Annotated in this window: 28 protein-coding genes; 26 read left to right on the top strand and 2 right to left on the bottom strand. The window is 31.9% G+C overall.

The window, feature by feature from the left end; translation table 11 throughout:
• Window positions 1-68 precede the first annotated feature (68 nt).
• From HMPREF1864_RS02525 to HMPREF1864_RS02475, 11 genes are all read left to right on the top strand, one after another.
• Entirely contained in the window at window positions 69-773 is a 705-nt protein-coding gene (locus HMPREF1864_RS02525; RefSeq protein ID WP_062571270.1) for a response regulator transcription factor, read from the top strand.
• Window positions 767-2077: a sensor histidine kinase gene (locus HMPREF1864_RS02520; RefSeq protein WP_062571269.1), complete on the top strand. Its 1311-nt coding sequence runs from the start codon at window positions 767-769 to the stop codon at window positions 2075-2077. The genes HMPREF1864_RS02525 and HMPREF1864_RS02520 overlap by 7 nt, the downstream gene beginning before the upstream one ends.
• A 106-nt stretch (window positions 2078-2183) precedes the next feature.
• Complete coding sequence (locus tag HMPREF1864_RS02515; protein ID WP_062571268.1) at window positions 2184-2909, top strand: YebC/PmpR family DNA-binding transcriptional regulator; 726 nt, start codon at window positions 2184-2186, stop codon at window positions 2907-2909.
• Complete coding sequence (deoC, locus tag HMPREF1864_RS02510; protein ID WP_062571267.1) at window positions 2909-3568, top strand: deoxyribose-phosphate aldolase; 660 nt, start codon at window positions 2909-2911, stop codon at window positions 3566-3568. The genes HMPREF1864_RS02515 and deoC overlap by 1 nt, the downstream gene beginning before the upstream one ends.
• A complete protein-coding gene (gene lgt, locus HMPREF1864_RS02505) occupies window positions 3565-4320 on the top strand; it encodes a prolipoprotein diacylglyceryl transferase (protein WP_062571266.1) in 756 nt (251 codons plus the stop codon). Before deoC ends, lgt begins: the two co-directional genes overlap by 4 nt.
• A 42-nt stretch (window positions 4321-4362) precedes the next feature.
• Complete coding sequence (locus HMPREF1864_RS02500) at window positions 4363-4974, top strand: epoxyqueuosine reductase QueH (protein ID WP_062571265.1); 612 nt, start codon at window positions 4363-4365, stop codon at window positions 4972-4974.
• Window positions 4971-6149, top strand: coding sequence for a CapA family protein (locus tag HMPREF1864_RS02495; RefSeq protein ID WP_062571264.1), 1179 nt, complete (start codon window positions 4971-4973; stop codon window positions 6147-6149). The genes HMPREF1864_RS02500 and HMPREF1864_RS02495 overlap by 4 nt, the downstream gene beginning before the upstream one ends.
• The gene (locus HMPREF1864_RS02490) at window positions 6146-6835 is read left to right on the top strand and encodes a tRNA1(Val) (adenine(37)-N6)-methyltransferase (RefSeq protein ID WP_062571263.1); all 690 of its coding nucleotides are present in this window, start codon (window positions 6146-6148) and stop codon (window positions 6833-6835) included. Before HMPREF1864_RS02495 ends, HMPREF1864_RS02490 begins: the two co-directional genes overlap by 4 nt.
• Window positions 6832-7626 carry a 16S rRNA (cytidine(1402)-2'-O)-methyltransferase gene (gene rsmI / locus HMPREF1864_RS02485; protein ID WP_062571262.1) on the top strand — a complete coding sequence of 265 codons (795 nt, stop codon included), beginning with the start codon at window positions 6832-6834 and terminating at the stop codon, window positions 7624-7626. Before HMPREF1864_RS02490 ends, rsmI begins: the two co-directional genes overlap by 4 nt.
• Window positions 7623-8567 carry a DNA double-strand break repair nuclease NurA gene (locus HMPREF1864_RS02480; RefSeq protein ID WP_062571261.1) on the top strand — a complete coding sequence of 315 codons (945 nt, stop codon included), beginning with the start codon at window positions 7623-7625 and terminating at the stop codon, window positions 8565-8567. Before rsmI ends, HMPREF1864_RS02480 begins: the two co-directional genes overlap by 4 nt.
• Before the next feature lie 8 nt (window positions 8568-8575).
• Complete coding sequence (locus HMPREF1864_RS02475; protein ID WP_062571260.1) at window positions 8576-10408, top strand: ATP-binding protein; 1833 nt, start codon at window positions 8576-8578, stop codon at window positions 10406-10408.
• A 39-nt stretch (window positions 10409-10447) separates the two neighbouring features.
• On the opposite strand, the gene HMPREF1864_RS02470 is transcribed toward HMPREF1864_RS02475, so the two are convergent.
• Together HMPREF1864_RS02470 and HMPREF1864_RS02465 are read right to left on the bottom strand one after the other, a co-directional pair.
• Entirely contained in the window at window positions 10448-10744 is a 297-nt protein-coding gene (locus HMPREF1864_RS02470; protein WP_062571259.1) for a GIY-YIG nuclease family protein, read from the bottom strand.
• Window positions 10745-11353 (bottom strand): regulatory protein RecX, encoded by a 609-nt coding sequence (locus tag HMPREF1864_RS02465; protein ID WP_062571258.1) that lies wholly within the window; start codon window positions 11351-11353, stop codon window positions 10745-10747. It lies immediately after the preceding gene.
• Window positions 11354-11481: 128 nt separating this feature from the next.
• Here HMPREF1864_RS02465 and HMPREF1864_RS02460 point away from each other — a divergent pair, with 128 nt between their 5' ends.
• From HMPREF1864_RS02460 to pyrH, 15 genes are all read left to right on the top strand, one after another.
• Window positions 11482-11922: an FHA domain-containing protein gene (locus HMPREF1864_RS02460; protein WP_062571257.1), complete on the top strand. Its 441-nt coding sequence runs from the start codon at window positions 11482-11484 to the stop codon at window positions 11920-11922.
• 4 nt (window positions 11923-11926) lie between these two features.
• On the top strand, window positions 11927-13192 hold the full coding sequence (locus tag HMPREF1864_RS02455) for an FtsW/RodA/SpoVE family cell cycle protein (protein WP_062571256.1): 1266 nt from the start codon (window positions 11927-11929) through the stop codon (window positions 13190-13192).
• Entirely contained in the window at window positions 13185-14627 is a 1443-nt protein-coding gene (locus tag HMPREF1864_RS02450; RefSeq protein ID WP_062571255.1) for a peptidoglycan D,D-transpeptidase FtsI family protein, read from the top strand. The genes HMPREF1864_RS02455 and HMPREF1864_RS02450 overlap by 8 nt, the downstream gene beginning before the upstream one ends.
• A gap of 4 nt (window positions 14628-14631) precedes the next feature.
• Window positions 14632-15333, top strand: coding sequence for a 2-C-methyl-D-erythritol 4-phosphate cytidylyltransferase (ispD, locus tag HMPREF1864_RS02445; protein WP_082718900.1), 702 nt, complete (start codon window positions 14632-14634; stop codon window positions 15331-15333).
• On the top strand, window positions 15330-15806 hold the full coding sequence (ispF, locus tag HMPREF1864_RS02440) for a 2-C-methyl-D-erythritol 2,4-cyclodiphosphate synthase (RefSeq protein ID WP_062571254.1): 477 nt from the start codon (window positions 15330-15332) through the stop codon (window positions 15804-15806). Before ispD ends, ispF begins: the two co-directional genes overlap by 4 nt.
• A gap of 4 nt (window positions 15807-15810) precedes the next feature.
• The gene (gene fsa, locus HMPREF1864_RS02435; RefSeq protein WP_062571298.1) at window positions 15811-16464 is read left to right on the top strand and encodes a fructose-6-phosphate aldolase; all 654 of its coding nucleotides are present in this window, start codon (window positions 15811-15813) and stop codon (window positions 16462-16464) included.
• 1 nt (window position 16465) lies between these two features.
• The gene (gene glpX, locus HMPREF1864_RS02430; protein WP_062571253.1) at window positions 16466-17431 is read left to right on the top strand and encodes a class II fructose-bisphosphatase; all 966 of its coding nucleotides are present in this window, start codon (window positions 16466-16468) and stop codon (window positions 17429-17431) included.
• Window positions 17432-17439: 8 nt separating this feature from the next.
• Window positions 17440-18870: a transcription termination factor Rho gene (gene rho, locus HMPREF1864_RS02425; protein WP_062571252.1), complete on the top strand. Its 1431-nt coding sequence runs from the start codon at window positions 17440-17442 to the stop codon at window positions 18868-18870.
• Between the two features lie 143 nt (window positions 18871-19013).
• A complete protein-coding gene (gene rpmE, locus HMPREF1864_RS02420; protein ID WP_005956574.1) occupies window positions 19014-19217 on the top strand; it encodes a 50S ribosomal protein L31 in 204 nt (67 codons plus the stop codon).
• Between the two features lie 42 nt (window positions 19218-19259).
• Window positions 19260-20090 (top strand): peptide chain release factor N(5)-glutamine methyltransferase, encoded by an 831-nt coding sequence (gene prmC, locus HMPREF1864_RS02415; RefSeq protein WP_062571251.1) that lies wholly within the window; start codon window positions 19260-19262, stop codon window positions 20088-20090.
• A gap of 8 nt (window positions 20091-20098) precedes the next feature.
• Complete coding sequence (gene prfA, locus HMPREF1864_RS02410) at window positions 20099-21166, top strand: peptide chain release factor 1 (RefSeq protein WP_062571250.1); 1068 nt, start codon at window positions 20099-20101, stop codon at window positions 21164-21166.
• A 114-nt stretch (window positions 21167-21280) separates the two neighbouring features.
• Window positions 21281-21823 (top strand): rubrerythrin family protein, encoded by a 543-nt coding sequence (locus tag HMPREF1864_RS02405; RefSeq protein ID WP_062571249.1) that lies wholly within the window; start codon window positions 21281-21283, stop codon window positions 21821-21823.
• A gap of 244 nt (window positions 21824-22067) precedes the next feature.
• Entirely contained in the window at window positions 22068-22841 is a 774-nt protein-coding gene (gene rpsB / locus HMPREF1864_RS02400; protein ID WP_062571248.1) for a 30S ribosomal protein S2, read from the top strand.
• Between the two features lie 71 nt (window positions 22842-22912).
• Complete coding sequence (tsf, locus tag HMPREF1864_RS02395) at window positions 22913-23557, top strand: translation elongation factor Ts (protein ID WP_062571247.1); 645 nt, start codon at window positions 22913-22915, stop codon at window positions 23555-23557.
• Window positions 23558-23573: 16 nt separating this feature from the next.
• Window positions 23574-24278, top strand: coding sequence for a UMP kinase (gene pyrH, locus HMPREF1864_RS02390; protein WP_062571246.1), 705 nt, complete (start codon window positions 23574-23576; stop codon window positions 24276-24278).
• Window positions 24279-24285: the final 7 nt, after the last annotated feature.

Below are 24285 nucleotides of genomic sequence, written 5' to 3'. Positions count from 1 at the left end.
ATTACTTTTGCATCACATTTTATGAATTCAAATTTTTATGTGATAAAATTGATTTAAAGGAGAATGAAATGAATATTTTTAGAGATGCAAGTATTTTATTAGTTGATGATGAGTCCTATTTGATTGATAGTATGTATAAGTTTTTAAAGAACAAGGGATATCAAAAGATATTCACAGCAAAAAATATTGCAGAAGCAAGATTTAAACTTAATAACAATAAAGTTGATTTAATGATATTAGATATAATGCTAACAGATGGAAGTGGCTTTGACTTATTGAAGGACCTTAGGAAGAAGTCAAGCCTACCTGTAATTATATTGTCAGCCCTAAGCGGTATTGATGACAAAAAAGAAGGCTTCGATTTAGAAGTGGACGACTATATTGTAAAACCTTTTTTGCCTGAAGACCTCTTGTGGAGAATAGAGGCAGTCCTTAGGAGAACCTATCAGAATAAAAATGAAAAAATAGTTTTATCAGGTGGAATTATTTTTGATAGAGAGAGGGCAATGCTAATAAAGAATGAAGAGGAGATACAATTGACGGCAAAACAATTTAAAATTTTAGATTATCTTGCTACTAATTTAAATAAAATTGTTTCAATAGACCAAATATTAGAAAAATGTTGGGAAGATAGCTTTGGTTACGAAAATACTTTAATAACCCACATCTATAGACTAAGGGATAAGCTTGAAAAAGATCCTGCAAATCCAAAAACTCTTATTACAGTTAAGGGATTGGGCTACAAGTTACTTGGAGATAATAAAGAATGTTAAATTATTTTTTTAAAAAACTAAAGAAATTTGTTCTATTTATATTAATTTTATTGGTCTTAATGATTTTGAGTTTAATTGGAAATTTTTATACAAGTTTTAAATTTTCAAAAAAATATACAGAGCCAAGCAAGGTATTTGAATTTGTAGAAAATAATAAAGAGGAAAATAAGGCTGAAGAAATTTATTTTACAGAGGAAAATAAGAAATACTTAGAAGATAAAAATATTTGGGCAATAAGAATTGATAAAAATGGACAAGTTGTTGAGAGCTTTAAAAAGCCTCATGAAGTTAAAAATAAATTTGAAATAAGTGATGTTGTTAGGTTTACAAGATATTACTTAAATGATTATCCTGTCTTTACTTTTGTAGTAGATGATGGAGTATTAGTCCTTGCTTATCCAAAAAATTCTTTAGACAAGTTTCCCTTTAATTATTATTCCTACGATTTAGCAAAGATAAATATTTTTATTTTGCTTGTTAGCATTCTTTTGTTCTCTATACTCGTTTATGTATTTTATGTTTATGAAGTCAAAAGCATTTTTAAGAAGTTGAACCCACTTCAAGAAGCTATCAATAATGTTTTTGATGAAGATTTTAAGGGGCTTGAAGAAGAGGGAGAGTTAAAAGAAATTTCTAAAACAATTAATGAAGCAAATGAGAAATTTATTAACCTTAAAAAGAGTCAAGCAAGTTGGCTCAGAGGAATAAGTCACGACATAAGGACTCCTCTCACAAAAATCTCTTGGGAGATGGAAGGAATTAAAAACAAGGAAAATTTTGATGAAGTCAAAAGAATTGAAAATCAAGTTATAAAAATAAGTAGAATAATCGAGGACTTAAATTTGACAAATAGTCTTGAGAACCTTAGTGATAAACACTTTGAGTGTAAGGATCCAATCTCTGTCATAAGAAAGTTAATTGTAAATAGTTTAAATGAAAATCCTAATAAAGAAATTATTTTTGAAAATAAAATAAATAAAGAAATAAAAATAAAAATGGATAATCATTTATTTTATAGGATGCTAGAAAATATTTTAAACAACAGTATTAAATATGGAGAGGGAAAAATTTATATAAATTATGAGATTTTATATGACAGCTTACTTATATCTATTAAAAATGAAGGAAGACCAATTGATTATAGTGTTATAAAAAGACTTAACGAAGAAAACCTATCCGATGTTCAAAGACATGGAATGGGTTTGTTCGTATCAAAACAAATTTGTAACTTGCACAAGGGCGTGATGAAAATAGAAAATTATGATCAAGCTGTAATTGTGTCTTTTATTTTTGATTTAAAATAAACTACTAAGCCGCATCATCTTATGCCCATAATATTGACGATTACTAAAGTGATGTAATATAATAATCTATATGCTTAAAAATCGATTTATATAGAAAGGTGATTAGATGTCAGGACATTCTAAATGGAATAATATTAAAAATAAAAAAGGTAAGGAAGATGCAAGAAGAGGTAAAATTTTTACAAAACTTGCAAGACAAATAACTGTAGCAGCTAAGGAAGGTGGACTTGATCCAGATTACAATCCATCACTTAAGGTTGCTATAGATAAGGCTAAGGCAGAAAATATGCCTAATGACAACATAGAAAGAGCTATTGCTAAAGCCGGCGGTGGCGACAACGACGATAACTTCGAAGAAATTGTTTACGAAGGATATGGCCCAGGTGGGGTTGCTGTTATGGTCCACTGCCTAACAGATAATAGAAATAGAACTGCACCTGAAATAAGACATTTATTTGATAAATATGCAGGTAATCTTGGTCAACCAGGTTGTGTATCTTTTATGTTTGATAAAAAGGGAATACTTGGTGTGTTGAAAGAGGACTTTGACGAAGATGAGTTTACTTTAATTGCAATTGATGCTGGAGCAGAAGATGTAGTCGACAGGGGAGAAGCCTTTGAAATTATTACTGAGCCAGAAGACTATCACAATGTAAGAAAGGCTTTGGAAGATGAAGGTCATTCCTTTATTGAATCTGATATAACTTACATCCCTCAAACTGAAACTGCTTTAGATGATGAAGATGATATTAAGAATATGGAAAAGTTAATTGATGCCTTAGAGGACAACGATGATGTAACAGATGTGTTCACATCATGGGAGAGAGACTAATGGAAATTAATAGAATTATTGACCATACTTTATTAAAACCAGAATCTACAGAAGAACAAATTGAAAAAATAATAGAAGAAGCAAAAGAATATAATTTTTTCTCAGTTTGTGTAAACCCAGTGTGGGTTAAAAAATGTGCTGAAAGTTTAAAGGACACTGATGTAAAAGTTTGTACAGTTATTGGGTTTCCACTAGGTGCTAACACAAAAGATGTAAAAGTTTTTGAAACAGAAAATGCTATAAAAAATGGAGCCAATGAAATTGACATGGTAATAAATATTGGACTTCTTAAGTCAAAAAAATACGACTTAGTTAAAGAAGAAATCCAAGAAATTGCAAAAGTTTGTCATAATAATGGGGCCCTTTTAAAGGTTATACTTGAAAATTGTCTTCTAACAAAAGAAGAAATTGTTAAGGCTTGTGAGCTTTCAGATGAAGCTGGAGCAGATTTTGTTAAAACTTCTACTGGTTTTTCAACTTCAGGAGCAGACCCTGATGATGTTGCCTTGATGAGAAAATCTGTATCAGAAAGAGTAAAGGTTAAGGCTAGCGGAGGCATAAGAGACTACAAAAAATCCCTAGAAATGATTGAAAAGGGAGCCGATAGACTTGGTGTATCTGCTGGAGTTAATATTTACAAAGAAAGCAAGTCACTATGAATATAAATCCCGTTGCCTTTACAATTTTTGGACTAGAAGTTAAATGGTACGGAATTCTAATTGCTCTTGGAGTTTTCTTGGCTATCCTTATAACAGAGTCCATGGCAAAGAAGAAATCTTACAAAAACGGACTTTACAAGGATATTGCAAATGATGTTTCACTATTTGCAGTTATAATTGGAGTCTTGGGAGCAAGGCTTTATTATGTAATATTTGAATGGGACTACTATAGCCAACATTTAAATGAAATCTTTGCAATCCGAAATGGTGGACTAGCAGTTTACGGAGGCATTATTGCTGGCGGTCTAACAATTTATATATTCACAAGAGTGAAAAAAGTAAATTTTTGGACTTTGACAGATTGTATTGCACCTGGTCTTGCCCTTGCCCAATCAATTGGCAGGTGGGGGAACTATATTAATGGAGAAGCTCACGGTGGAGTTACTAATGTGCCTTGGGCAATTTTAGTTGATGGACAAAGGGTTCATCCAACATTTTTTTATGAATCCTCTGTAAATTTTTTGATATTTTTATTTTTATATTTTTATCTTTCAAAAAAGCAAAAGTTTGAAGGACAATTAATATCTTTTTATTTAATATGCTATGGTCTTGCAAGATTCTTTATTGAGGGAATGAGAACTGATTCTCTCTATGTTGGTGCCTTTAGGGTTTCCCAACTTGTGAGTCTTGGACTTATTGTCTTTGGACTTGCCATAAGATTTATAGCAAAAAGTAGACAAGAAAATAAATGATTTTTTAGACTAGGCGACTAGTCTAATTTTATAGGTGGTATTTTGAATAAGATTAATTACAATTTGGAAATGGAAAAAGTAATAAAAACTATAGACAAAAACCATAAGCCAAGGCTACTTTTGCACTCTTGTTGTGGTCCATGTTCTTCTGCAATCTTGGAAAGGATTAATGAATACTTCGACATTGATGTATTTTATTACAACCCAAACATTGATAGGGAAGAAGAATTTTACAGAAGAGCTGAGGAGCAGGTGGAACTTGTGAAGAACTTAGGACTAGACGATGAAATTCAAGTACAAGTAATTAAGTATAATCACCATGAGTTTCTTGATTACATCAAGGGTTTTGAAAAATATCGTGAAGGTGGTCCTAGATGTTTTAAGTGTTACAGGCAGAGAATGGAGAGGGCGGCAGAATTTGCTACTGAAAATAAGTACGACTATTTTACAACGACACTTTCTATTTCTCCTCACAAGGACTCACAAATTTTAAATAAATTGGGAGATTTTTTATCCAAGGAATACAATGTTAAATATTTATTTTCAGACTTTAAGAAAAAAAATGGGTTTAAAAGATCTGTAGAGTTAACAGAAAAGTTTAATATGTATAGGCAAGATTATTGTGGTTGTGAATTTTCAAGGAGTAAAGATTGAAAAATTTTAAAAACATCTTTATAATTTCTCTTGTTTTCTTTTTAAGTTTGAGCTTATTTGTTGCATATAAAACTGATTTTAAATTTGAGAATATAAATAATGTAAGTAATGAAAAGATAGAAAAAAATAAAGATAAGGCTAGCTTAAAAGAAGACAAGACTCAAGTTAAAATTCTTGCCATGGGTGACATGATTTTTCATCAGCCCATTGTTAAAAATTATAGGACTGGTAATACTTATGATTTCACACCTATTTTTGCAAATATATCAGAAGATATTAAGGGAGCAGATCTTGCTATTGCAAACTTCGAAGGATCCGTAAATTCAAACAGAAAATTATCTGGTTTTCCTATGTTTAACTTTCCCAAGGAGTCTATTTATTCTTTAAAAAATGCTGGATTTGATATTTTATCTACTGCTAATAACCATGCTCTTGACACAGGTCTTGAAGGAGTAGCTGAAACTCTAAGTCACATTAAAAATAGTGGTATGAAGTCCTTTGGTACCCTAACAGAAGATGGGGAAAAGGGGATTCTTGTTGAAAAGAATGGAATAAAAATTGGATTAATCTCCTTTACAGATACCTTAAATGGTATGGACTCGCTAATGAGAAATAAGGAGTATTCCGTCAACACTTTTTCACAAGATGTCGCTGGAGATATAAAAAAACTTAAGGACAAGTGTGACATTGTAATAGTTTATCCTCACTGGGGAAATGAATACCAAGTCCATCCAAACGAAAGACAAATTTACTTAAAAAATAAGCTACATGAGTATGGGGCAGATATTATTCTAGGATCTCATCCTCATGTTTTGCAAAGATATGAAGTAGAAGAGATTAATAATAAAAAACTCTTCACTATTTATTCTATGGGAAATGCTCTTTCCAGCCAAAGAGTTGAAAATTTAAAAAAATCTGGAGTTGACACAGGCGTCCTTGTTAAACTTGAGATCGAAAAGGACAATATAAGTGGTCTTACTACTTTAAAATCATATGAAGTCCAACCAACTTATGTCAATAGGTATAGGACAAAGGGAAGGCTTAATTATGATGTGGTTAAACTTCAAGATATAAGGCCTGGTGGAAAATTAAGTGGAGGAATAGATAAGACTCTACAAAATTCTGCTGATAAAAAATACAAGGATGCCCTTGGGGTTTTACAAGGTGAGATATGAAAAAGGACCAAGTACCAGGTACAAATTTTATAATTTTTCAAGATGAAGATGAATTTAAATACACCACAGACTCTTTAATACTCTCTTCCTTTGTTAAAAAGGGGAAAAGGGCTCTTGATCTAGGCTGTGGTAATGGAATACTTTCTCTAAGACTAGCTGATAGGTTCCTTGAAATTCATTCTGTAGACATTAACAAAATAGTTTTAGAAAACTTTAGGGAATCTGTAAAAGAAAATAAACTAGAAGATAAGATAAAAATATTAGAAAAAGATATTTTCGATTTAAAAGAAGTTTATGAAACAAATTATTTTGATTCTATAGTTTTTAATCCACCCTACTATGATTATGAAAATATAAAATTTGAAACAATTCCGGCAAAGCACTTTTTTGATATCGAAAAGAGCCTTTACATAATTAATTATCTCTTAAAGAACTCTGGAAATCTTTATATTATTTATCCAACTTATAGGTTGGCTGAACTTGTTTATAAGATTAATCTAGCTGGCTTGAGAGTAAAACACATAATAAACATCCATGGTAACATTCATAAGAACCCAAAGAACTCTATTGTCATTGCTAGAAAGCAGGGAAATTTTGACAATGATTTTAGAGATTTTTACATAAGACAAGGGGAGGTCTATACAGACGAGATGAAGAGAGTTTATAGAAATGAGGTGGTTTTGTGATTTATTTTTGTCCAACTCCCATAGGAAACTTAGGTGATATAAGTCTTAGGACAATGGAAATTTTAAAGTCAGTTGATATAATATATGCAGAAGATAAGAGAGTTACTTTAAAACTTTTAAATCACTATGATATTAATAAGGAACTTAGGACATATCATAAGTTTAATGAGGCAGAAATGTCTGAAAAAATTATTCAACATTTAGACAACAAAAATATTGCCCTGGTAACTGATGCAGGTATGCCTGGTATAAGTGATCCTGGTTCAGTCTTAGTTAAAAAACTTATTGAAGAAAATATTGACTTTAGGGTTTTGCCAGGAGCTAACGCAGCTTTAACAGCTTTAGTTTTATCAGGACTTGATACAGATCATTTCACTTTTTATGGCTTTACTGGAAGTAAATCTAGTAGCAGAAAAAAAGAATTTGAAGGCCTTAAAGATTTAAATTTCACTTTGATTTTTTATGAAGCACCTCACAGGATAAGAGACTTTTTACAAGATGTATATGAAATTTTTGGCGAAAGAAAAATTTCTATCTCGAGAGAAATTACAAAGGTCTTTGAAGAAACTATTAGGACTACAACATCAAAAATTCTAGAAAGGGATATTGTAGAAAAGGGAGAGTTTGTTATAGTTCTTGAAGGAAATAATGAAGAAAAAGTTTACGATATTAAAAGTCTTCTTGAAGAAGAATTAAAGTCTGGAAAGAAAAAGTCTCAAGCAGTAAAAGAAGTTTCAAAAAAATACAATCTTCCTAAAAATGATGTTTACAAGGAGAGTTTAGACCTATGATTAATTTACAAGATCTTGAAGGTCAGCTTAGAGAAGTAAATAAGAGTCTGAAAGATAAGTATAATTTTATATTTAGCCTAGACAATGATGCTTTTAGAAAAGAGATTACAGAAAACGTTGGAAGACTTATTAAAATGGAAAAGTTTCCTAAAGAAAAACTTTCTAAATATAAGAGGACTGTTGGAGTAGATGGATCTAACAACAGGTCTGGTGGCGCCTTTCCTCACTTCATAGAAATTTTCCAAGGACTTGCAAAGTCAACTGATGGTAATGAAATTTATAAAAATAAGGTCTACACACCCACGCTAAATGATATTTATGAGGATAAAAATCTTTCGCAAAAATATCTTGCAACAATTGAAATTGAAACTGCACTTGAATATATAGACAAATATGATTTTGATTACTTAATGATGGATGGTGGCTTTATAAGATATAAGATCAACTGTCTTAATTTGTTTACGGAGTTAAGAGAAACTTGTGAAGCAAAAAATATAATACTCTTTGGTGTAATAAAAGACTTAAAGACAAATGTAATTGCAAGAAGTCTTGAAATCGACGAAAGTATTTATGACCGAGAAATTTTATTTAATCGACTTAAGACTGGTGAAGCAGTTTTAATTCGTAATGAAATTAATAAAAAGTTTATCAAGGATGGTTTGGGGGAAGGATTTTCATCAGCCTTTATGAGGACATCAAAGTTCCCTGGTGCAGTAGGTCTTGATATCTTAGACACACAAGAAAGATATTTGGAAGAAATATCTAGCCTCATCTACACCCTAACACCAATGTCATCAAGGGGAGTTCCCCTTTGGCTTGATATAGTTGATAGGGATGTAAAGATAACCGATGAAATATTGACAACTCTTTTAGAAGAATACCTAGATAGAGATGTCTATGAAAGATTTTTTATTTCTGAAAGAGATAAGAGAAGCCTATAGGAGGAAATATGAAGGTACTTGGAGTAACAACAACAAGAGAAGTATATATTGGTTCTAAGGACAAAAACTTTAGGAACAATGAATTTTTAATAGTTGAAGACCCAGTTCAAGGTGATATCATTGGAGAAGTTGTGGACTCGCAAACTTTTAACCGTTTCATTCCTCTTGATATTGGTGGAGACTTTGTTGACAGCGACGTCTTATCATCCCTTGGTTCAATGGGATATGATGTTGGAGATGAAACAGTTTATGTAGCCAAGCTAAGATTCTTTGAAGAACTTTTATATCCACCTCTAACAGGTAGTGACTTAAGAGCTCCAGTCTTTGATGAAATAAAAAATTTATTAATTGACACCCTTCCAAAAGAATCACTTATTTTAGGTTCTATAAAAAACACTGATAACATAGCCCAAGGAATGGATGATGTTTATAGGGATTTATTTTCAACTTTTCAAAATAAAGAATTTATAAAGCAAAGGGAACTTCCTTATTTATTTGATTATAAGTCTATGCACCAGTACCCTCACATAGGTGTATTTGGTGGCTCAGGTAGTGGTAAGTCCTTTGGCATTAGAGTTCTTTTAGAAGAACTTATGGAAATGGGTGTGCCTGCAATTGTAATGGACCCTCATTATGAAATGGACTTTACAAATAATTCTGAAATTTCTAATAAGGACTACACTGATAAATTTAAGTGTTTAGAAATTGGAATTCAAACAGGAATAAAATTTCAAGAGCTACAAAAAAGAGACTTAAAAAATCTTTTAAATGCAGCATCTCCTTTAACTGATTCCATGAACAACGTAATTGATGTTATGCTTTCAAAGGGCGCAAGCTTTGAATCCTTTAAAAATAAGTTGGACTTATTATTAGAAGGACAAGAAATAGGTTCAAGAGATAAAATTTTATCAGAGATAGCAATCGAAGAGGACCAAACAAGAAGAGATAGACTTGAAGAAGTTTTAGATATTTATGAAAGATATGACAAGACTTGCAACTCAATGAGTGTGCGTGGAGTCTTGTGGAGGCTTATGACCCTCCAAGGCGAAGGAATATTTTCGCATAATATTGACGAGCTCTTGGACCTATTAAAGAGAAGAAAGTTAGTTGTACTTCAAGGGTCAACAAGGATGATAAATGTTTTTTCTACTTATCTTTTGTCAAAATTATATTATTTGAGAAAGGAATATAGAGACGAACTTTATAGAAATAATGTTAAGGTAGATTATTTCCCACCTTTTATAATTATTACTGATGAGGCTCACAACTTTGCTCCTAAGGGTTTTGATACTCCCTCAAAGTCTATCCTGCGTGAAATTTCACAAGAGGGAAGGAAGTATGGCGTGTTTTTGATACTTGCAACACAAAGGCCAACACTCCTTGATGAAACAATAACTGCTCAGCTAAATACAAAACTAATTTTCAGAACAGTAAGAGCATCAGATATTGATACTATTAGAGAAGAGACTGACCTGTCATCAGATGAGACAAAGAGACTTCCTTATTTGAGTTCAGGAGATGTTTTCATTTCTTCAGCAAAGAAGGGAAGGACTTCCTTTGTGAGGATTAGGGCTGCTAATACAGTTTCACCTCATACTGAAAATCCCTTTGACGAATTGACAGCTCACGACAATGAAGTTTATGAAAAGTTCTTCTTAGACATAAAAGACTTGCTTCCAATTGACACTTCCAATTTAAATGGAGCTCTTATGAATTACAACAAAAAATCTGGAGATAATTTGTCCTATGATGAATTTAAAAACAATTTGGATAAGTTATGTGAAATTGAAATGATTGAAAAAGAGACAAACTTCTTAACAGAAATGTATAAGATAAAATAAAGAAAAGGCCTAGGTTTAATTCGATTTAAACTTAGGTCTTTATTTTTTGGGTTTATTTATAAGATATGCATCATATAAGTCTTGTAGTGATTTTTTCTTATTGATTATTTTTAATTTGTTATTCCTCGATAAAGTTTTTATAAAGTGTTCTTTCTTTAGGGCGTCAGACTTATCTAAACACTCTTCGCTAAAGACCATCTCTACAGGCAGCCTTATTGCAGTGTATTTAGATGCCTTGCCGGTCTTATGAGTTTTTAATCTTTTATCAAGGTCGACTGTGTAGCCAGTATATAAACTTCCATCGGAACATTTTAAAATATAAACGTAAGCGGTCATCTACTCACCACTTAAGTAGTCATCAAGAGTGAAATTAATTATTTCAAACTCAAAACCACGTCCTTGAAGATAATTCTTTGCAGAATTAATTTTTTTAGGATCAGTCTCATCTTTTGATATTCGTTTTTCTATTAGTTCAAGGGCATTCATATATTCAAGCTCGTAGTCATAGCTTTCCATAACTTTTTCTATAATACTTTTATCAATACCCTTTGCCATAAGCATGTACCTTGACTTAATCTTGCCGTATTTCTTTATATTTAATGCATCACTAAGATATCTCCTTGCGTAGTCCTCATCATTTAAATAATTTTTTTCTTCTAGGATAGGTAAGATAAGATCAATTATGTCTCTTTGAATTTTATTTTTATATAAATAATCCACTAACTGCTGCCTAGTCTTGTTCCTTTGTAAAAATTTGTATGACAAGAGTAGGGCTTCAGACTTCTCATCTTCAAACTTCAAATTTTCAACGAAGACTTCTTCAACTTCTTGTCCCTTATAAAGTCCAAAGTTAACGAGAGTATCTTCAGAAATTTTTATCTCCTCGCCATTATCAAAGCTAACGTGAAATTTTTTCTTTTCAAAACTTATATTAGAAATAATCATTTATATCACCAAAGTTATTTTATCATAAATCATAAGATTCCCCAATTCATCATATTTAACAAAATATTGGAAAATTAAGAGTAAAAAGTATATAATTAGATAGAGTTTAAGACTGAGAGAGGTGTAAAATGTTTGAGTTAATCTCGCAAGTGTTGAGGTATGTGTTCATAATCTTAATATATCTTTTTATTTTTAGTATTTTAAGACTTATGTATCTCGATGTTAAGAGCATAACAAGTGGGGGAGGCTCCCTTGATGAGGCTTATCTAAAAGTTGTAAATAGACTTGATTCCTTGAACTTTAAAATGCAGGAGTATTATGTCATAGAAGGTGATATAAGTCTTGGCAGGAGTTCAAAGAACGATGTTGTGATAAAAGATAAATTCGTAAGTAAAAATCATTTGTTAATCCGTGAAAAGAACCAAAGATATTATTTAGAAGATTTGGGTTCTGCCAATGGAACTTTTTTAAATGGTGTAAAAATTGATCCTAATGAGCTAATTGAACTCCAAAACAATGACAAAATTGGAGTTGGCTTCATTCAATTTATTTTTGTAGATAAAAGGTGAAATTGTGTTAGATAAAATTTTTAAACAGAGAAAACCTAGAAACCTACTATTAATTTTTGAAATTTTAAGTATCTTATTACTATTTAATTTCAACGACAATAATATTGATAGGTACATAGTGATTTTATTTTTAGGTCTAATTTTAATTGTTTATATTTCAAATTTAGTCCTTGGTAAAGTTTCTACTGGGGATAATTATATATTTTTAATAGTATCAATGCTTTTGAGCCTTGGGATAATAACTATATATAGGTTGTCGCCAAAACTTGGTTTAAGACAGCTTATATGGGTTTTGGCTGGTATTCTAGTTTTTTATTTGACTTATTTTATAATAAGGGCAATGAGAAGACTAGAGTATATGACGGGTCTTTATTTAGGACTTTCTATTTTATTTTTCTTATTAACGATTATTCTTGCTCCATCTAAGTACGGAGCTAAAAACTGGATAGAAATTTCTGAAGGTATAACCATTCAGTTATCCGAATTCACTAAAATTTTAGTTATATTTTTAATAGCTTCTTTTTATACAACTTTCCAAACAAGATTAAAAAAATTAAATTATAAATATACTTCATATTACTTAATGGGAGTAATATATATTTTTGTGGGATTTTTGTTTATACAAAGGGACTTAGGTACTGCTGCAATTTTCATTGCTATTTACACACTTATCCAGTATATATATGATGAGGATAGGAAGTCTATTCTTTTGAATGTTGGTTTAATGGTAGTAGGATCTGTTGCAGGATATTTTTTATTCTCCCATGTTAGGAACAGGGTAGATATATGGTTAAACCCTTGGACTGCTGATAAGGTAGTTAATTCTGCAAGACAGATTGTCCAATCTCTATTCGGAATAGGAGAGGGAGGATTTATAGGTCAGGGTATAGGCTTGGGTTATCCAAAGCAAATCGCCTTTGCCTATTCAGATGTAATATTCTCAGCTATTTGCGAAGAAATGGGAGTTTTAACTGGAATAGGAATAATAATGCTCTATATGCTATTAGTTTATAGGGCCATTAAGATTGCTCTTAATCAAGAATATTTATTTTATAGGATTCTTGCCCTATCAGTAGCAATTCTTTTTACAGTGCAAGCCTTTTTAAACATAGGTGGAGTTATAAAGCTTATACCTATGACTGGTTTAACCTTGCCTTTTATCTCTTATGGAGGAAGTTCCTTAATTTCAAGTTTTGTTTCCCTAGGGATTTTGCAGGTTACTAGTGAGGATTTATCATACAAATACGATAAAGGAGTGGACAATGAATAGTAAAGATAATAAAAGAATTTTATTCCTACTTGTTTTTTTAATGTTTCTTTTAGTTGCTCCAATAATATACTTAACTTATTTCACTGTATTTAAGGCAGATGATATTGTAAAGCACCCTGCTAATAGGAGAAGTGAGCTAAGAGAAAACTCTGTTAAAAGAGGGACTTTCTATGATAGAAATCACGAAGTTTTAGCCTACTCTAATGGAGAAAAATATAATTATCACAGGATATACAATCAGCCAATAATTTATTCTCACATAATAGGTTATTCAGATAAGATAGTTGACAAGTATGGACTTGAAAAGGAATTAAATGATTATTTAGTTGGTAAAGAAGGATCGAAGTTATTAAAAACCTTCAAGTCAATAGTAAATAAAAATTACGATCCATATACGGGAGATGATATCACTCTTACAACAGACACAGACTTGCAAGAAAAGACTAGGTCAGTTTTATCTGCAAATTCAGATAAGGGGTCTGTTGTAATAATGAATCCAAAAACTGGTGAGATTCTTTCAATGGTATCTCTACCAGACTTCAATTCTCAAAATATTGCACAGGACATGCAGAAAATTAATGAAGCAAACAATGGAGCTCTTTTTAACAGTGCTACAAAGGGTAAGTTTGCACCTGGATCAGTATATAAGATAGTAACAACAACAGCAATTCTTGAGTCAGGAATTTCTCAAAAATATACTGATGAGGGAGTAGAAAAGATAGACAATGGTAGAGAATTTAAGAATGCTGAAAACAAATCCTACGGAAGAGTTGATCTTAGAAAGGCCTTTACAAACTCTCTTAACACTTACTTTGTAAGAAAATCTGTTGATATGGGAATTGACATAATGGGTCCGGTTTCTGAAAAGTATATGATTAATAAAAAAGTTAATTTTGAACTTCCATTGGAAACTTCAACTTGGACTTACAAGAGAAATGGCTTTGACAGGACTGCACTTGCTGCAGGTGGAATTGGTCATGATACTATTCTAGTAACACCTCTTGAAATGTGTATGATTGCATCTACTATTGCAAATGATGGTGTTATGATGCAGCCTCATTTAGTTAAAAAAATTGATTCATCTGATGGCAAAAATGTAGTGAGAAATACTCCAACAGTTTTAAGTGAAGTTACATCTAAAGAAAATGCCGACCTAATTACAAAATATATGGTTAATGTAGTAAACAATGGTACTGGTACAGAAGCCTATGTATCAGGTATAAAGGTTGCAGGTAAAACTGGTACTGCACAACTAGACCTTAAGGAAGGAACTAATAATGCTTGGTTTGTTGGATTTGCACCAGCAGATGATCCTAAAGTCGCTATTTCAGTAGTTATACCTAATGTAAAAGATTATGGATCTCAAGCCGCAGCACCTATTGCTGGAGAACTTTTAAAGTACGCTGTTAAGAATTTACAACTTGAAGAAGAGTGATTTTGTGTATAAGGAAAAATTTGTTACTGCCATAGTTGCAGCAGCAGGTATGGGCAAAAGAATGAAAATGGGGATTAACAAGCAGTTCCTAACAATTGATGGAATTCCAATTCTTGCCCACACTATTAAAAAAATTGAAAAATCCAAATACGTTGACTTTTTAATTCTAATTGTAAAAGAAAGCGACATGATATATGTAGATGATATCATTGATAAATATAAGATTAATATGGCATATAAAATAGTTTATGGAGGTAAGGAGAGGCAAGACTCAATTAACAATGGACTATTAAATATGCCTTATGAAACTGATATTGTCTTAACCCACGATGGAGCGAGACCTTTTGTATCAGTTGATAAAATAGACGAAGCTATTGAGAGTGTAATGGATACTGGTGCTTGCGTTCTTGCAAACCCAGTTAAAGATACTATAAAAGTTTCTACTGATGGAGAAACTGTAGACTATACTCCAAACAGGGATAAACTTTGGCAGGTGCAAACGCCGCAAGTCTTTAAAAAAGAAATTATAATGAAGGCATACAGTCAGGCTTATTCAGAAGGCTATTATGGTACTGATGACTGTTCCTTAGTTGAAAAAACTGGAGTCAAAGTTAAACTAATATACAACTCCTATGACAATATAAAAATTACAACAAGAGAAGACTTATCTATTGCACAGATATTAGTGAAGAAGGTGAAAATATGAGAATTGGTATTGGTTATGATGTTCATAAACTAGTCAAAGATAGAAAACTTATACTTGGTGGAATTGAGGTAGCTTATGACAAGGGACTTTTAGGTCATTCTGATGCAGATGTACTCATCCATGCCATAATGGATGCTATTTTAGGGGCGCTTGCCTTAAGAGACATTGGATATCACTTTCCAGATAATGACAATGAGTACAAGGATATTGATTCAAAAGTTTTATTAAATAGAGTTTATGAAATAATGAAATCAAAGAAATATAAAATCGGAAATGTAGATTCTGTTGTTGCTTGTCAAGCACCAAAACTTGCAAGCCATATTGACGAAATGAGAAGGACAATAGCAAATATTTTAAATACAAATATAGAAAATATTTCTATAAAAGCAACTACTACAGAAAAACTTGGCTTTGTTGGAAGAGGAGAAGGAATATCTTCCCAAGCTGTTGTATTACTTGAAAGGGATGATTAATAAAATGAAGTTTTTTATTGACACTGCTAATATTGAAGAAATTAAAGAAATTAACTCCTGGGGAGTCCTGTCAGGAGTTACAACAAACCCTAGCCTAATAGCAAAAAATGGGGGAGTTTTTGAAGATGTAATTGAAGAAATTACTAATATTGTTGATGGAGATATATCTGCTGAAGTAATTTCTACAGACCTAGATGGAATGCTTAAGGAAGCAAGAGAACTTGCAAAAATTTCAAAAAATATTGTAATTAAGATTCCAATGATTGAAGAAGGACTAAAGGCTGTAAGTATCCTTAGTAAAGAAGGTATAAGGACTAACGTGACATTAATATTTTCAGTTTCACAAGCCCTTCTTGCAGCAAATGCTGGTGCTACTTATGTCAGCCCTTTTATGGGTAGACTTGATGATATAGGAGAGTCTGGTATAGATCTTGTAGCAGATATTGCTTATATTTTCAAAGAATATGGATATGATACTCAAATCATAGCAGCAAGTATTAGACATATTAAGCATGTTGAAGATGTAGCAAAAACGGGTGCAGACGTAGGGACTATTCCTTATAAGATATTTAAAGAAATGATTAAGCATGAGTTAACAGATAAGGGTTTGAAAAAATTCTTAGAAGATTTTAAAAACGTAAAGACAAAGGAGAAGTAAGATGGACAGAAATTTAGCATTAAACTTAGCAAGAGTAACAGAAGCAGCAGCACTTTCAGCTGGTAAATGGCTTGGAAAAGGTGACAAGAATGCCGCAGATGGGGCCGCAGTAGATGCAATGAGAAGAATGTTCGACACAGTTGATATTGATGGAACTGTTGTTATTGGTGAAGGAGAAATCGACGAAGCTCCTATGCTCTACATTGGAGAAAAGATTGGTACTAGAGAAGGTGACGATCAAGTAGATATTGCTGTAGACCCAATAGATGGAACAAACTCCATAGCAAATGGAACTGACAATTCAATAGCTGTTCTTGCAGTTGCACCTAAGGGATGCCTTTTAAATGCACCGGATATTTATATGGATAAAATTGCATGTGGTCCAAAGGCCAAAGGAGCAATCAAGCTAGATGATTCTCCATCTGAAAATGTTAAAAGAGTAGCTAAGGCACTTAATAAGAATATTGATGAAATAACAGTTGCAGTACTTGATAGACCAAGACATGAAGGAATCATAAATGAAATTATTTCTGTTGGTGCAAGAGTTAAAAAGATTTCTGACGGAGATATAGTAACTGCAATTGAAACTTGTTATGAAGATTCTGGTATTGACCTTGTTATTGGTAGGGGAGGAGCACCAGAAGGAGTTATTGCTGCAGCTGCTCTTAAGTGTCTTGGCGGTGACTTCCAAGGAAGACTTCATCCAACAGACGAAAAACAAGAAGCTAGATGTAGAGATCTTCATTCAGATTTAAAAAAGATTTATTCAATTGATGATCTTGTAAAGGGAAATGAAGTTATCTTTTCAGTAACAGGTATTACTTCAGGAGAAATCCTTGATGGAGTAAAATACTATGGCGACAACAAGGCTAAGACAGATACTCTTGTATTAAGACTTCCAAGTGGAACTCAAAGATTTATTAAATCTGTTCACTCTCTTGATCTAAAGCCAGATTATGCTAAATAATTCTAATTATGACTAATAATAATGAATTGATTAATAAATCAATTGAAGACCTGAGAAAAATTTCTTCTTCTTTAGGTCTTCAAGATGCAGATAATTATAATATTGAAGAATTAAAACATTTTATTGAGAAGGGTAAACTTCCAAATAAATCACTAAGTGATGAAGACTTAAACAAGCTGAAAGTTTCAGAGCTTAGAGACTTAGCAAAGGAATATAGCATTGAAAAAGCTTATTCTTTAAAAAAAGAACAACTTGTTGAAGTTATAAAAGAAAAAAGAGAATCTAAAAAAATAGATGAACTTGACTTATCAGATAATGCAGCAAAAGCTTTAAAAAATCTTGATGATAAAGACTATGTAAAAGGAATTTTAGAGTTACATCAAGATGGATATGGTTTTTTAAGAAGGATAAACTATTTACCAAGCGAGGATGATATCTATGTATCTCCTTCACAGATAAGAAAATTTAGACTTAGAAATGGCGATGAAGTTCTTGGAGTGAAATCTCCACCAAAAGATGGCGAAAACTTTAATGCTCTTTTATATATTAAGTCAGTAAATGGACTTCATCCTTCAAAAATTATTAATAGACCATTTTTTGATAACTTGACACCAATCTATCCAAAAAAGAAATTAGATTTAGAGACTGAGGATACTGCTATGAGGGTCATAGATCTCTTATCTCCAGTTGGCCTTGGTCAAAGAGGGCTTATTGTTTCCCAACCAAAATCAGGTAAAACAACTCTACTTAAAAAAATATCTAAATCTATAAACACAAACTATCCAAATCTTTACCTTATAGTATTACTAGTTGATGAAAGGCCTGAAGAAGTTACTGATATGAAAAGATCTGTCAAGGGAGAAGTTGTATATTCAACCTTTGATGAAAATCCAAAGAATCATACTAGGGTAGCAGAGATGGTAATTGATAGAGCGAAAAGATTAGTAGAAAACAAGGAAGATGTTGTAATTTTACTTGACTCACTAACGAGACTATCAAGAGCTTATAACTTAATTACTCCAGCAAGTGGCAAAACTTTATCAGGAGGTCTTGATCCCTTATCACTTCACAAACCAAAGAGATTTTTTGGAGCTGCTAGAAATATAGAAGAGGGTGGAAGTCTAACTATACTTGCTACAGCCCTTGTTGACACAGGTTCAAGGATGGATGATGTAATCTTTGAAGAGTTTAAGGGCACAGGAAATATGGAGCTCCATTTAAATAGAAGCTTATCTGAAAAAAGAATATTTCCTGCAATTGATATTTTAAAGTCTGGAACTCGAAAGGAAGAACTTCTATTGAATAAAAAAGAGTTAGAATTTAACTATGATTTTAGAAATAAATTAAGTCAAGAAAATATAGAGGAAGTAACAGAAAAGTTTTTAGATAAATTATCAAAAACAAAAAACAATGAAGAATTTCTAATGAAGAAATCTTAAATCGAGATTTTATTTTTCATAATCTTGATAAATCTATTTGAATATTGTATAATAATTAAGCAAATAGTTGTGTTTGCACTAGAGTGAAAATTATGTTATAATATTAAAATTGAGTTATAAAATAAGTTTAAGGGGGCTAAACAATGAAAAAAGGAATTCATCCAGATTATAAAGAAGCTACAGTAACTTGTGCTTGTGGCAATACTTTTAAAACAGGATCCGTTAAAGAAGATTTAAAAGTTGAAATTTGTTCAGCTTGTCATCCTTTCTTTACAGGAAAGCAAAAACTCTCTGATCACGGCGGAAGAATTGAAAAATTCAATAGCAGATATAAGAGAAATAAATGACAATGAGGTTAGCATAGCTAACCTTTTTTATTACTTAAATTTATGAAAATTAAAAAAGCCTTAATAGAAGGCAGAGATTATTTAAAAGATTTAGAATACACTGATCCAATTTATGAAACTAGAAGAATCTTAAGTGAATTATTAAAGAAGGATTTATCTTATTTGGTATCTCATGACGATGACTTATTAGATTCAAAGATAGAAAATAAATATTTTGAAATTTTAGCAAAAAGAAAAAAAGGAATTCCACTTCAATATATTTTAGGTAAAGAAGATTTTTATGGGAGAACCTTTAAGGTTATTGAAGGAGTTTTAATTCCAAGACAGGATACAGAAATATCAGTAGAAAAACTCTTAAATATAATAGAAAACAATCCTATAAACAATATGTTAGAAATTGGTTGTGGGAGTGGCATAGTCAGTATTAGTATTGATTTAGAAACAAAAGTTGATGTAACTTCTGTTGATATTAGTGACAAAGCTATAGAAAATACAACTATAAATAGAGATATGCTGAATTCAAATATAAAAATATTAAAGAGTGATTTATTTTCTAATGTTATAGGGAAGTTTGACTTGATCTATTCGAATCCACCTTATATAAAATCAATTGATATCGAAAAACTACAAGTCGAGGTAAAAAATTACGAACCAAGGCTTGCCCTTGATGGAGGAGAAGATGGACTTTTCTTTTATAGAAGTATAATAAAAACCTGTCCTAAATTCTTAAATAGCAAGGGATTTTTAGTTTTTGAAATAGGTTATGATGAGGCAGAAGATATCTATAACTTGATGAAAGATAATTTTAAGGTTGAAGTTTATAAAGATTTAAACAAACTAGATAGAGTAATAGTTGGACAGTTAAAAATGTAGGAGTAAATATGTACGAAAAACTTTCGGTTTTTGAAGATAAATTATTAAAATTAGAAAAAGACCTTAGTGATGTTGAGGTTATTAATAACTCAAAACTTTATCAACAAAAGGCAATTGAACATGCCGAAATTGAACCTATTGTGACAAAGTATAGGGCTTATAAAGAAACTTTAAAATCACTGAATGAAAATAAGGAATTAATAAAAGAAAAATTAGATGATGACTTTAAAGAATTGGTAAGAGAAGAAATTAATGAAGCAAGTAAGAAAATTGAAAAACTTGAAAACGAGCTGAAAATTCTTTTGATTCCAAAGGACAAAAATGACAACAAGAACGTAATGGTAGAAATACGAGCTGGAGCAGGTGGAGACGAAGCTGCCTTATTTGCTGGTGTTCTTTACAGACAATATGTTAGGTATGCGGAAAGATCTGGTTTTAAAGTTGAAACCATTTCATCAAATGAAATAGGAATTGGTGGCTACAAGGAAATTGTCTTTATGATAATTGGAAACGGAGCATATTCAAGACTTAAATATGAATCTGGTGTACACAGAGTTCAAAGAGTACCAGAAACTGAAAGTGGAGGAAGGATTCATACTTCTACTGCAACAGTTGCCGTGCTACCCGAAGCAGAAGATGTTGATATAGAAATAGATCCAACACAAATAAAGTTTGATGTTTTCCGTGCTTCTGGAAATGGTGGACAATGTGTAAACACAACTGACTCTGCTGTTAGACTTACTCATATTCCAACTGGAATAGTAATTTCATGTCAAGACGAAAAGTCTCAACTAAGAAACAAGGAAAAGGCGATGAAGCTTTTAAGATCAAAGCTTTATGATTTAAAACTTCAAGAGCAAAGTGAAAAAGAATCCATGGAAAGATCGTCTCAAATAGGAACTGGCGATAGGTCTGAAAGAATAAGAACCTATAACTATCCTCAAGGAAGAGTAACTGATCATAGAATCAACTTAACATCTCACAGAATCGATGCAATAAATGATGGCGACCTTGATGAAATAATTGATGCATTGATCACTTATGATCAAACACAAAAAATTGAAAAAATATCTTAAGAGTATTTTTTAAAATATTACTAGTATATTTTTAATACATTGTTTGATTTTTCATAAATACTATTCTATAATAATTATGGTAGTTTTATTATTAAATATTATGGGGGTAATATTATGAATCAAATGACAAGTGACAATTTAAGATCAGCATTCGGCGGAGAATCTCAAGCACGTACTAGATACAATATCTGGGGAGAAGCAGCAGAAAAAGATGGCTTCAAAAACGTTAGAAGACTTTTTGACGCAACATCTAATGCAGAAAAAATTCACGCTACACTACACTTCAAGGCTATGAAAGATGTTTCAGGCGATTTCGCTGTAACATCAATGGCAGGATTTGGAATTAATTCAACTTCTGAAAATCTTGAAGCTGCAAGAGGCGGAGAAATTTTTGAATCAACTCAAATGTATCCAGCTTTTATCGCAGTTGCAGATATGCAAGGCGAAAAAGGAGCTGTTAAAGCAATGAAATTTGCTACAGCAGCTGAAGAAGTTCATGCTAAGAGATTTGCAACAGCTAAAGAAGCTGTTGATGCTGGAAAAGATTTAGATGTTGAAAACATCTACCTATGCCCAGTATGTGGATATATTACTTTTGAAGAAGAAGATAAATGTCCAATCTGCGGATGTGCAGGAAGCAAATTTGTTGCTTATTAATTCTTGTTAGGGAAGGTCTCCTCATCATTGTGATGGGGAGACTTTTTTATGAAAAATGAAGAAATAATTATCTATACAATTTAAAAACTAATTATAAAATAAAGTATTTATTGCTAATTTCTCTTGCCTGTGGTATACTTTTATCCGGTAAGAAATACACACATTTTCTGATATCACTGGAGTTGCCAAATCGGTCCCTATGATAAATGATGAAAATGGAGGAAAAAACACGGAGGTGGCTTAAATGTCAGTAATTTCAATGAAAAGCTTATTAGAAGCTGGTGTACACTTTGGACACCAAACTAGAAGATGGAACCCTAAAATGAAGAGATTTATTTTTACCGAAAGAAACGGTATTTATATAATCGACCTTCAAAAAACAGTTAAAAAAATAGAAGAAGCTTACGACTTTGTAAGAGAAGTTGCAGCTAATGGTGGAGAAGTTCTTTTTGTAGGTACAAAAAAACAAGCCCAAGATGCAATTGAAAAAGAAGCTACTAAATGCGGTATGCCATACATTAACCAAAGATGGTTAGGTGGTCTTTTAACTAACTACAAAACTATTAAGAATAGAATTGAAAGACTTTATAAGTTATACGAAATGGAAGAAAATGGAACTTTTGATGTTCTTCCTAAAAAAGAAGTTGCTCAATTACTTCATGAAAGAGAAAAGCTTGAAAAATTCTTAGGTGGAATTAAGGAAATGAAGGGTATGCCTAAAGCCTTATTTGTAGTAGACCCTAAAAAAGAAAATATTGCAGTTAAAGAAGCACATATTTTAGGAATTCCTGTTATCGGTATTGTTGATACAAACTGTGATCCTGAAGAACTTGATATTCCAATTCCAGGAAACGATGATGCTATTAGAGCAGTAAAACTTATTACTGAAACAATTGCTAATGCAGTTATCGAAGGAAAACAAGGCAGTCAAATTGAAGATACAGATTATGATGAATCCACTCAAGAAGTTTCTGAAGAAGAAGCAGTTGAGGATGAAAAGTCAGCTATAGAAGAGTAAAGATATTTCGAGAGTTCTAAAGTAATCCTTTATAACTCTCTTTTTTTAAAATAAATAAGGAGTGAATTAAAATGGCTATTACAGCAGCAATGGTTAAAGAATTAAGAGAAAAATCTGGCGCAGGTATGATGGACTGCAAGAAAGCTCTATCAGAAACAAATGGTGATATGGATAAGGCAGTAGACTTTTTAAGAGAAAAGGGATTAGCTTCTGTTGCAAAAAAATCTTCAAGAATTGCTTCCGAAGGTATTGTTGAATCTTATATACACGGTGGTAGAATTGGAGTTTTAGTTGAAGTTAACTCTGAAACTGATTTCGTAGCTAAAAATGAAGAATTCAAAAACTTTGTTAAAGACATTGCAATGCAAATCGCAGCAGTTGCTCCAAAATACGTTAGTCGTGAAGAAGTTCCTGCTGAAGAAGTTGAGCACGAAAAGAACGTATTAACTGAACAAGCAAGAGGAGAAAATAAACCTGAACACATCATTGAAAAAATGGTTGAAGGAAGGCTTGAAAAATTCTATGAAGAAATTTGTCTACTCGACCAAGCCTTCATTAAAGATTCGGATAAGAAAATTAGAGACATTCTAAATGAGCTTATTGCAAAAATTGGAGAAAATATTAAAATCAGAAGATTTGTTAGATATGAAGTTGGCGAAGGTCTTGAAAAGAAAGAAGAAGACTTTGCTGAAGAAGTAGCAAAACAAATAAGATAACAAATTGGAGGAGTAAATGCCAAAATATAAGAGAATTGTTTTAAAACTCAGTGGAGAAGCACTAGCAGGATCAAATACTCTTGGTATTGACATGGATTATGTTAATTTAATTGCCAAGCAAGTTAAAAAGATTTATGACTCAGGAGTAGAAACTGGCATTGTTGTTGGTGGCGGAAACTTTTGGAGAGGACGTGACGAAAACAATATTGACCGTGCTACATCTGATTATATGGGCATGCTAGGTACTGTAATGAATGCTTTGGCATTGCAGGACTCTTTAGAAAAATTAGGCGTTATTACTCGTGTGCAAACTGCTATCGAAATGAAGCAAGTTGCTGAACCCTATATTAGAAGACGTGCTATAAGACACTTGGAAAAGGGTCGTGTAGTTATATTCTCAGCAGGAGTAGGTAATCCATACTTCTCAACAGACACAGCTGCTGCACTTAGGGCAGCGGAAATTGATGCTGATATAATATTATTAGCAAAGAAGGGTGTTGATGGAATCTACGATTCTGATCCTAATATTAATTCTGATGCTAAGAAATTTGATGAGTTAACATATAGGGAAATTTTAAATAAAAACTTAAAAATCATGGATGGCACAGCAACTACACTTTGCATGGATAACAAAATTCCACTTCAAGTTTTTGGAATTGACGAAGAAGATGCAATGTACAAGGTTGTTTGTGGCGAGGACATTGGTACTAATGTTAAATAGGAGGATA

The organism is Peptoniphilus sp. DNF00840 (assembly GCF_001553125.1).
GTDB classification, from domain to species: domain Bacteria; phylum Bacillota; class Clostridia; order Tissierellales; family Peptoniphilaceae; genus Peptoniphilus_A; species Peptoniphilus_A vaginalis.
Note: the sequence above shows the minus strand (reverse complement) of the source record. Positions and strands in the feature narration are given on the sequence as shown.

Bases quoted from the DNA above. Each gene is read 5' to 3' on its own strand.
- HMPREF1864_RS02450 (WP_062571255.1), top strand. From the start codon at position 13,185: ATGAATAGTAAAGATAATAAAAGAATTTTATTCCTACTTGTTTTTTTA.
- HMPREF1864_RS02480 (WP_062571261.1), top strand. From the start codon at position 7,623: ATGATTAATTTACAAGATCTTGAAGGTCAGCTTAGAGAAGTAAATAAG.
- fsa (WP_062571298.1), top strand. From the start codon at position 15,811: ATGAAGTTTTTTATTGACACTGCTAATATTGAAGAAATTAAAGAAATT.
- HMPREF1864_RS02475 (WP_062571260.1), top strand. From the start codon at position 8,576: ATGAAGGTACTTGGAGTAACAACAACAAGAGAAGTATATATTGGTTCT.
- ispF (WP_062571254.1), top strand. From the start codon at position 15,330: ATGAGAATTGGTATTGGTTATGATGTTCATAAACTAGTCAAAGATAGA.
- HMPREF1864_RS02490 (WP_062571263.1), top strand. From the start codon at position 6,146: ATGAAAAAGGACCAAGTACCAGGTACAAATTTTATAATTTTTCAAGAT.
- lgt (WP_062571266.1), top strand. From the start codon at position 3,565: ATGAATATAAATCCCGTTGCCTTTACAATTTTTGGACTAGAAGTTAAA.
- HMPREF1864_RS02515 (WP_062571268.1), top strand. From the start codon at position 2,184: ATGTCAGGACATTCTAAATGGAATAATATTAAAAATAAAAAAGGTAAG.
- HMPREF1864_RS02470 (WP_062571259.1), bottom strand. From the start codon at position 10,744: ATGACCGCTTACGTTTATATTTTAAAATGTTCCGATGGAAGTTTATAT.
- prfA (WP_062571250.1), top strand. From the start codon at position 20,099: ATGTACGAAAAACTTTCGGTTTTTGAAGATAAATTATTAAAATTAGAA.
- rpsB (WP_062571248.1), top strand. From the start codon at position 22,068: ATGTCAGTAATTTCAATGAAAAGCTTATTAGAAGCTGGTGTACACTTT.
- HMPREF1864_RS02460 (WP_062571257.1), top strand. From the start codon at position 11,482: ATGTTTGAGTTAATCTCGCAAGTGTTGAGGTATGTGTTCATAATCTTA.
- glpX (WP_062571253.1), top strand. From the start codon at position 16,466: ATGGACAGAAATTTAGCATTAAACTTAGCAAGAGTAACAGAAGCAGCA.
- rho (WP_062571252.1), top strand. From the start codon at position 17,440: ATGACTAATAATAATGAATTGATTAATAAATCAATTGAAGACCTGAGA.
- prmC (WP_062571251.1), top strand. From the start codon at position 19,260: ATGAAAATTAAAAAAGCCTTAATAGAAGGCAGAGATTATTTAAAAGAT.
- HMPREF1864_RS02465 (WP_062571258.1), bottom strand. From the start codon at position 11,353: ATGATTATTTCTAATATAAGTTTTGAAAAGAAAAAATTTCACGTTAGC.
- tsf (WP_062571247.1), top strand. From the start codon at position 22,913: ATGGCTATTACAGCAGCAATGGTTAAAGAATTAAGAGAAAAATCTGGC.
- rpmE (WP_005956574.1), top strand. From the start codon at position 19,014: ATGAAAAAAGGAATTCATCCAGATTATAAAGAAGCTACAGTAACTTGT.
- HMPREF1864_RS02520 (WP_062571269.1), top strand. From the start codon at position 767: ATGTTAAATTATTTTTTTAAAAAACTAAAGAAATTTGTTCTATTTATA.
- pyrH (WP_062571246.1), top strand. From the start codon at position 23,574: ATGCCAAAATATAAGAGAATTGTTTTAAAACTCAGTGGAGAAGCACTA.
- deoC (WP_062571267.1), top strand. From the start codon at position 2,909: ATGGAAATTAATAGAATTATTGACCATACTTTATTAAAACCAGAATCT.
- HMPREF1864_RS02525 (WP_062571270.1), top strand. From the start codon at position 69: ATGAATATTTTTAGAGATGCAAGTATTTTATTAGTTGATGATGAGTCC.
- HMPREF1864_RS02405 (WP_062571249.1), top strand. From the start codon at position 21,281: ATGAATCAAATGACAAGTGACAATTTAAGATCAGCATTCGGCGGAGAA.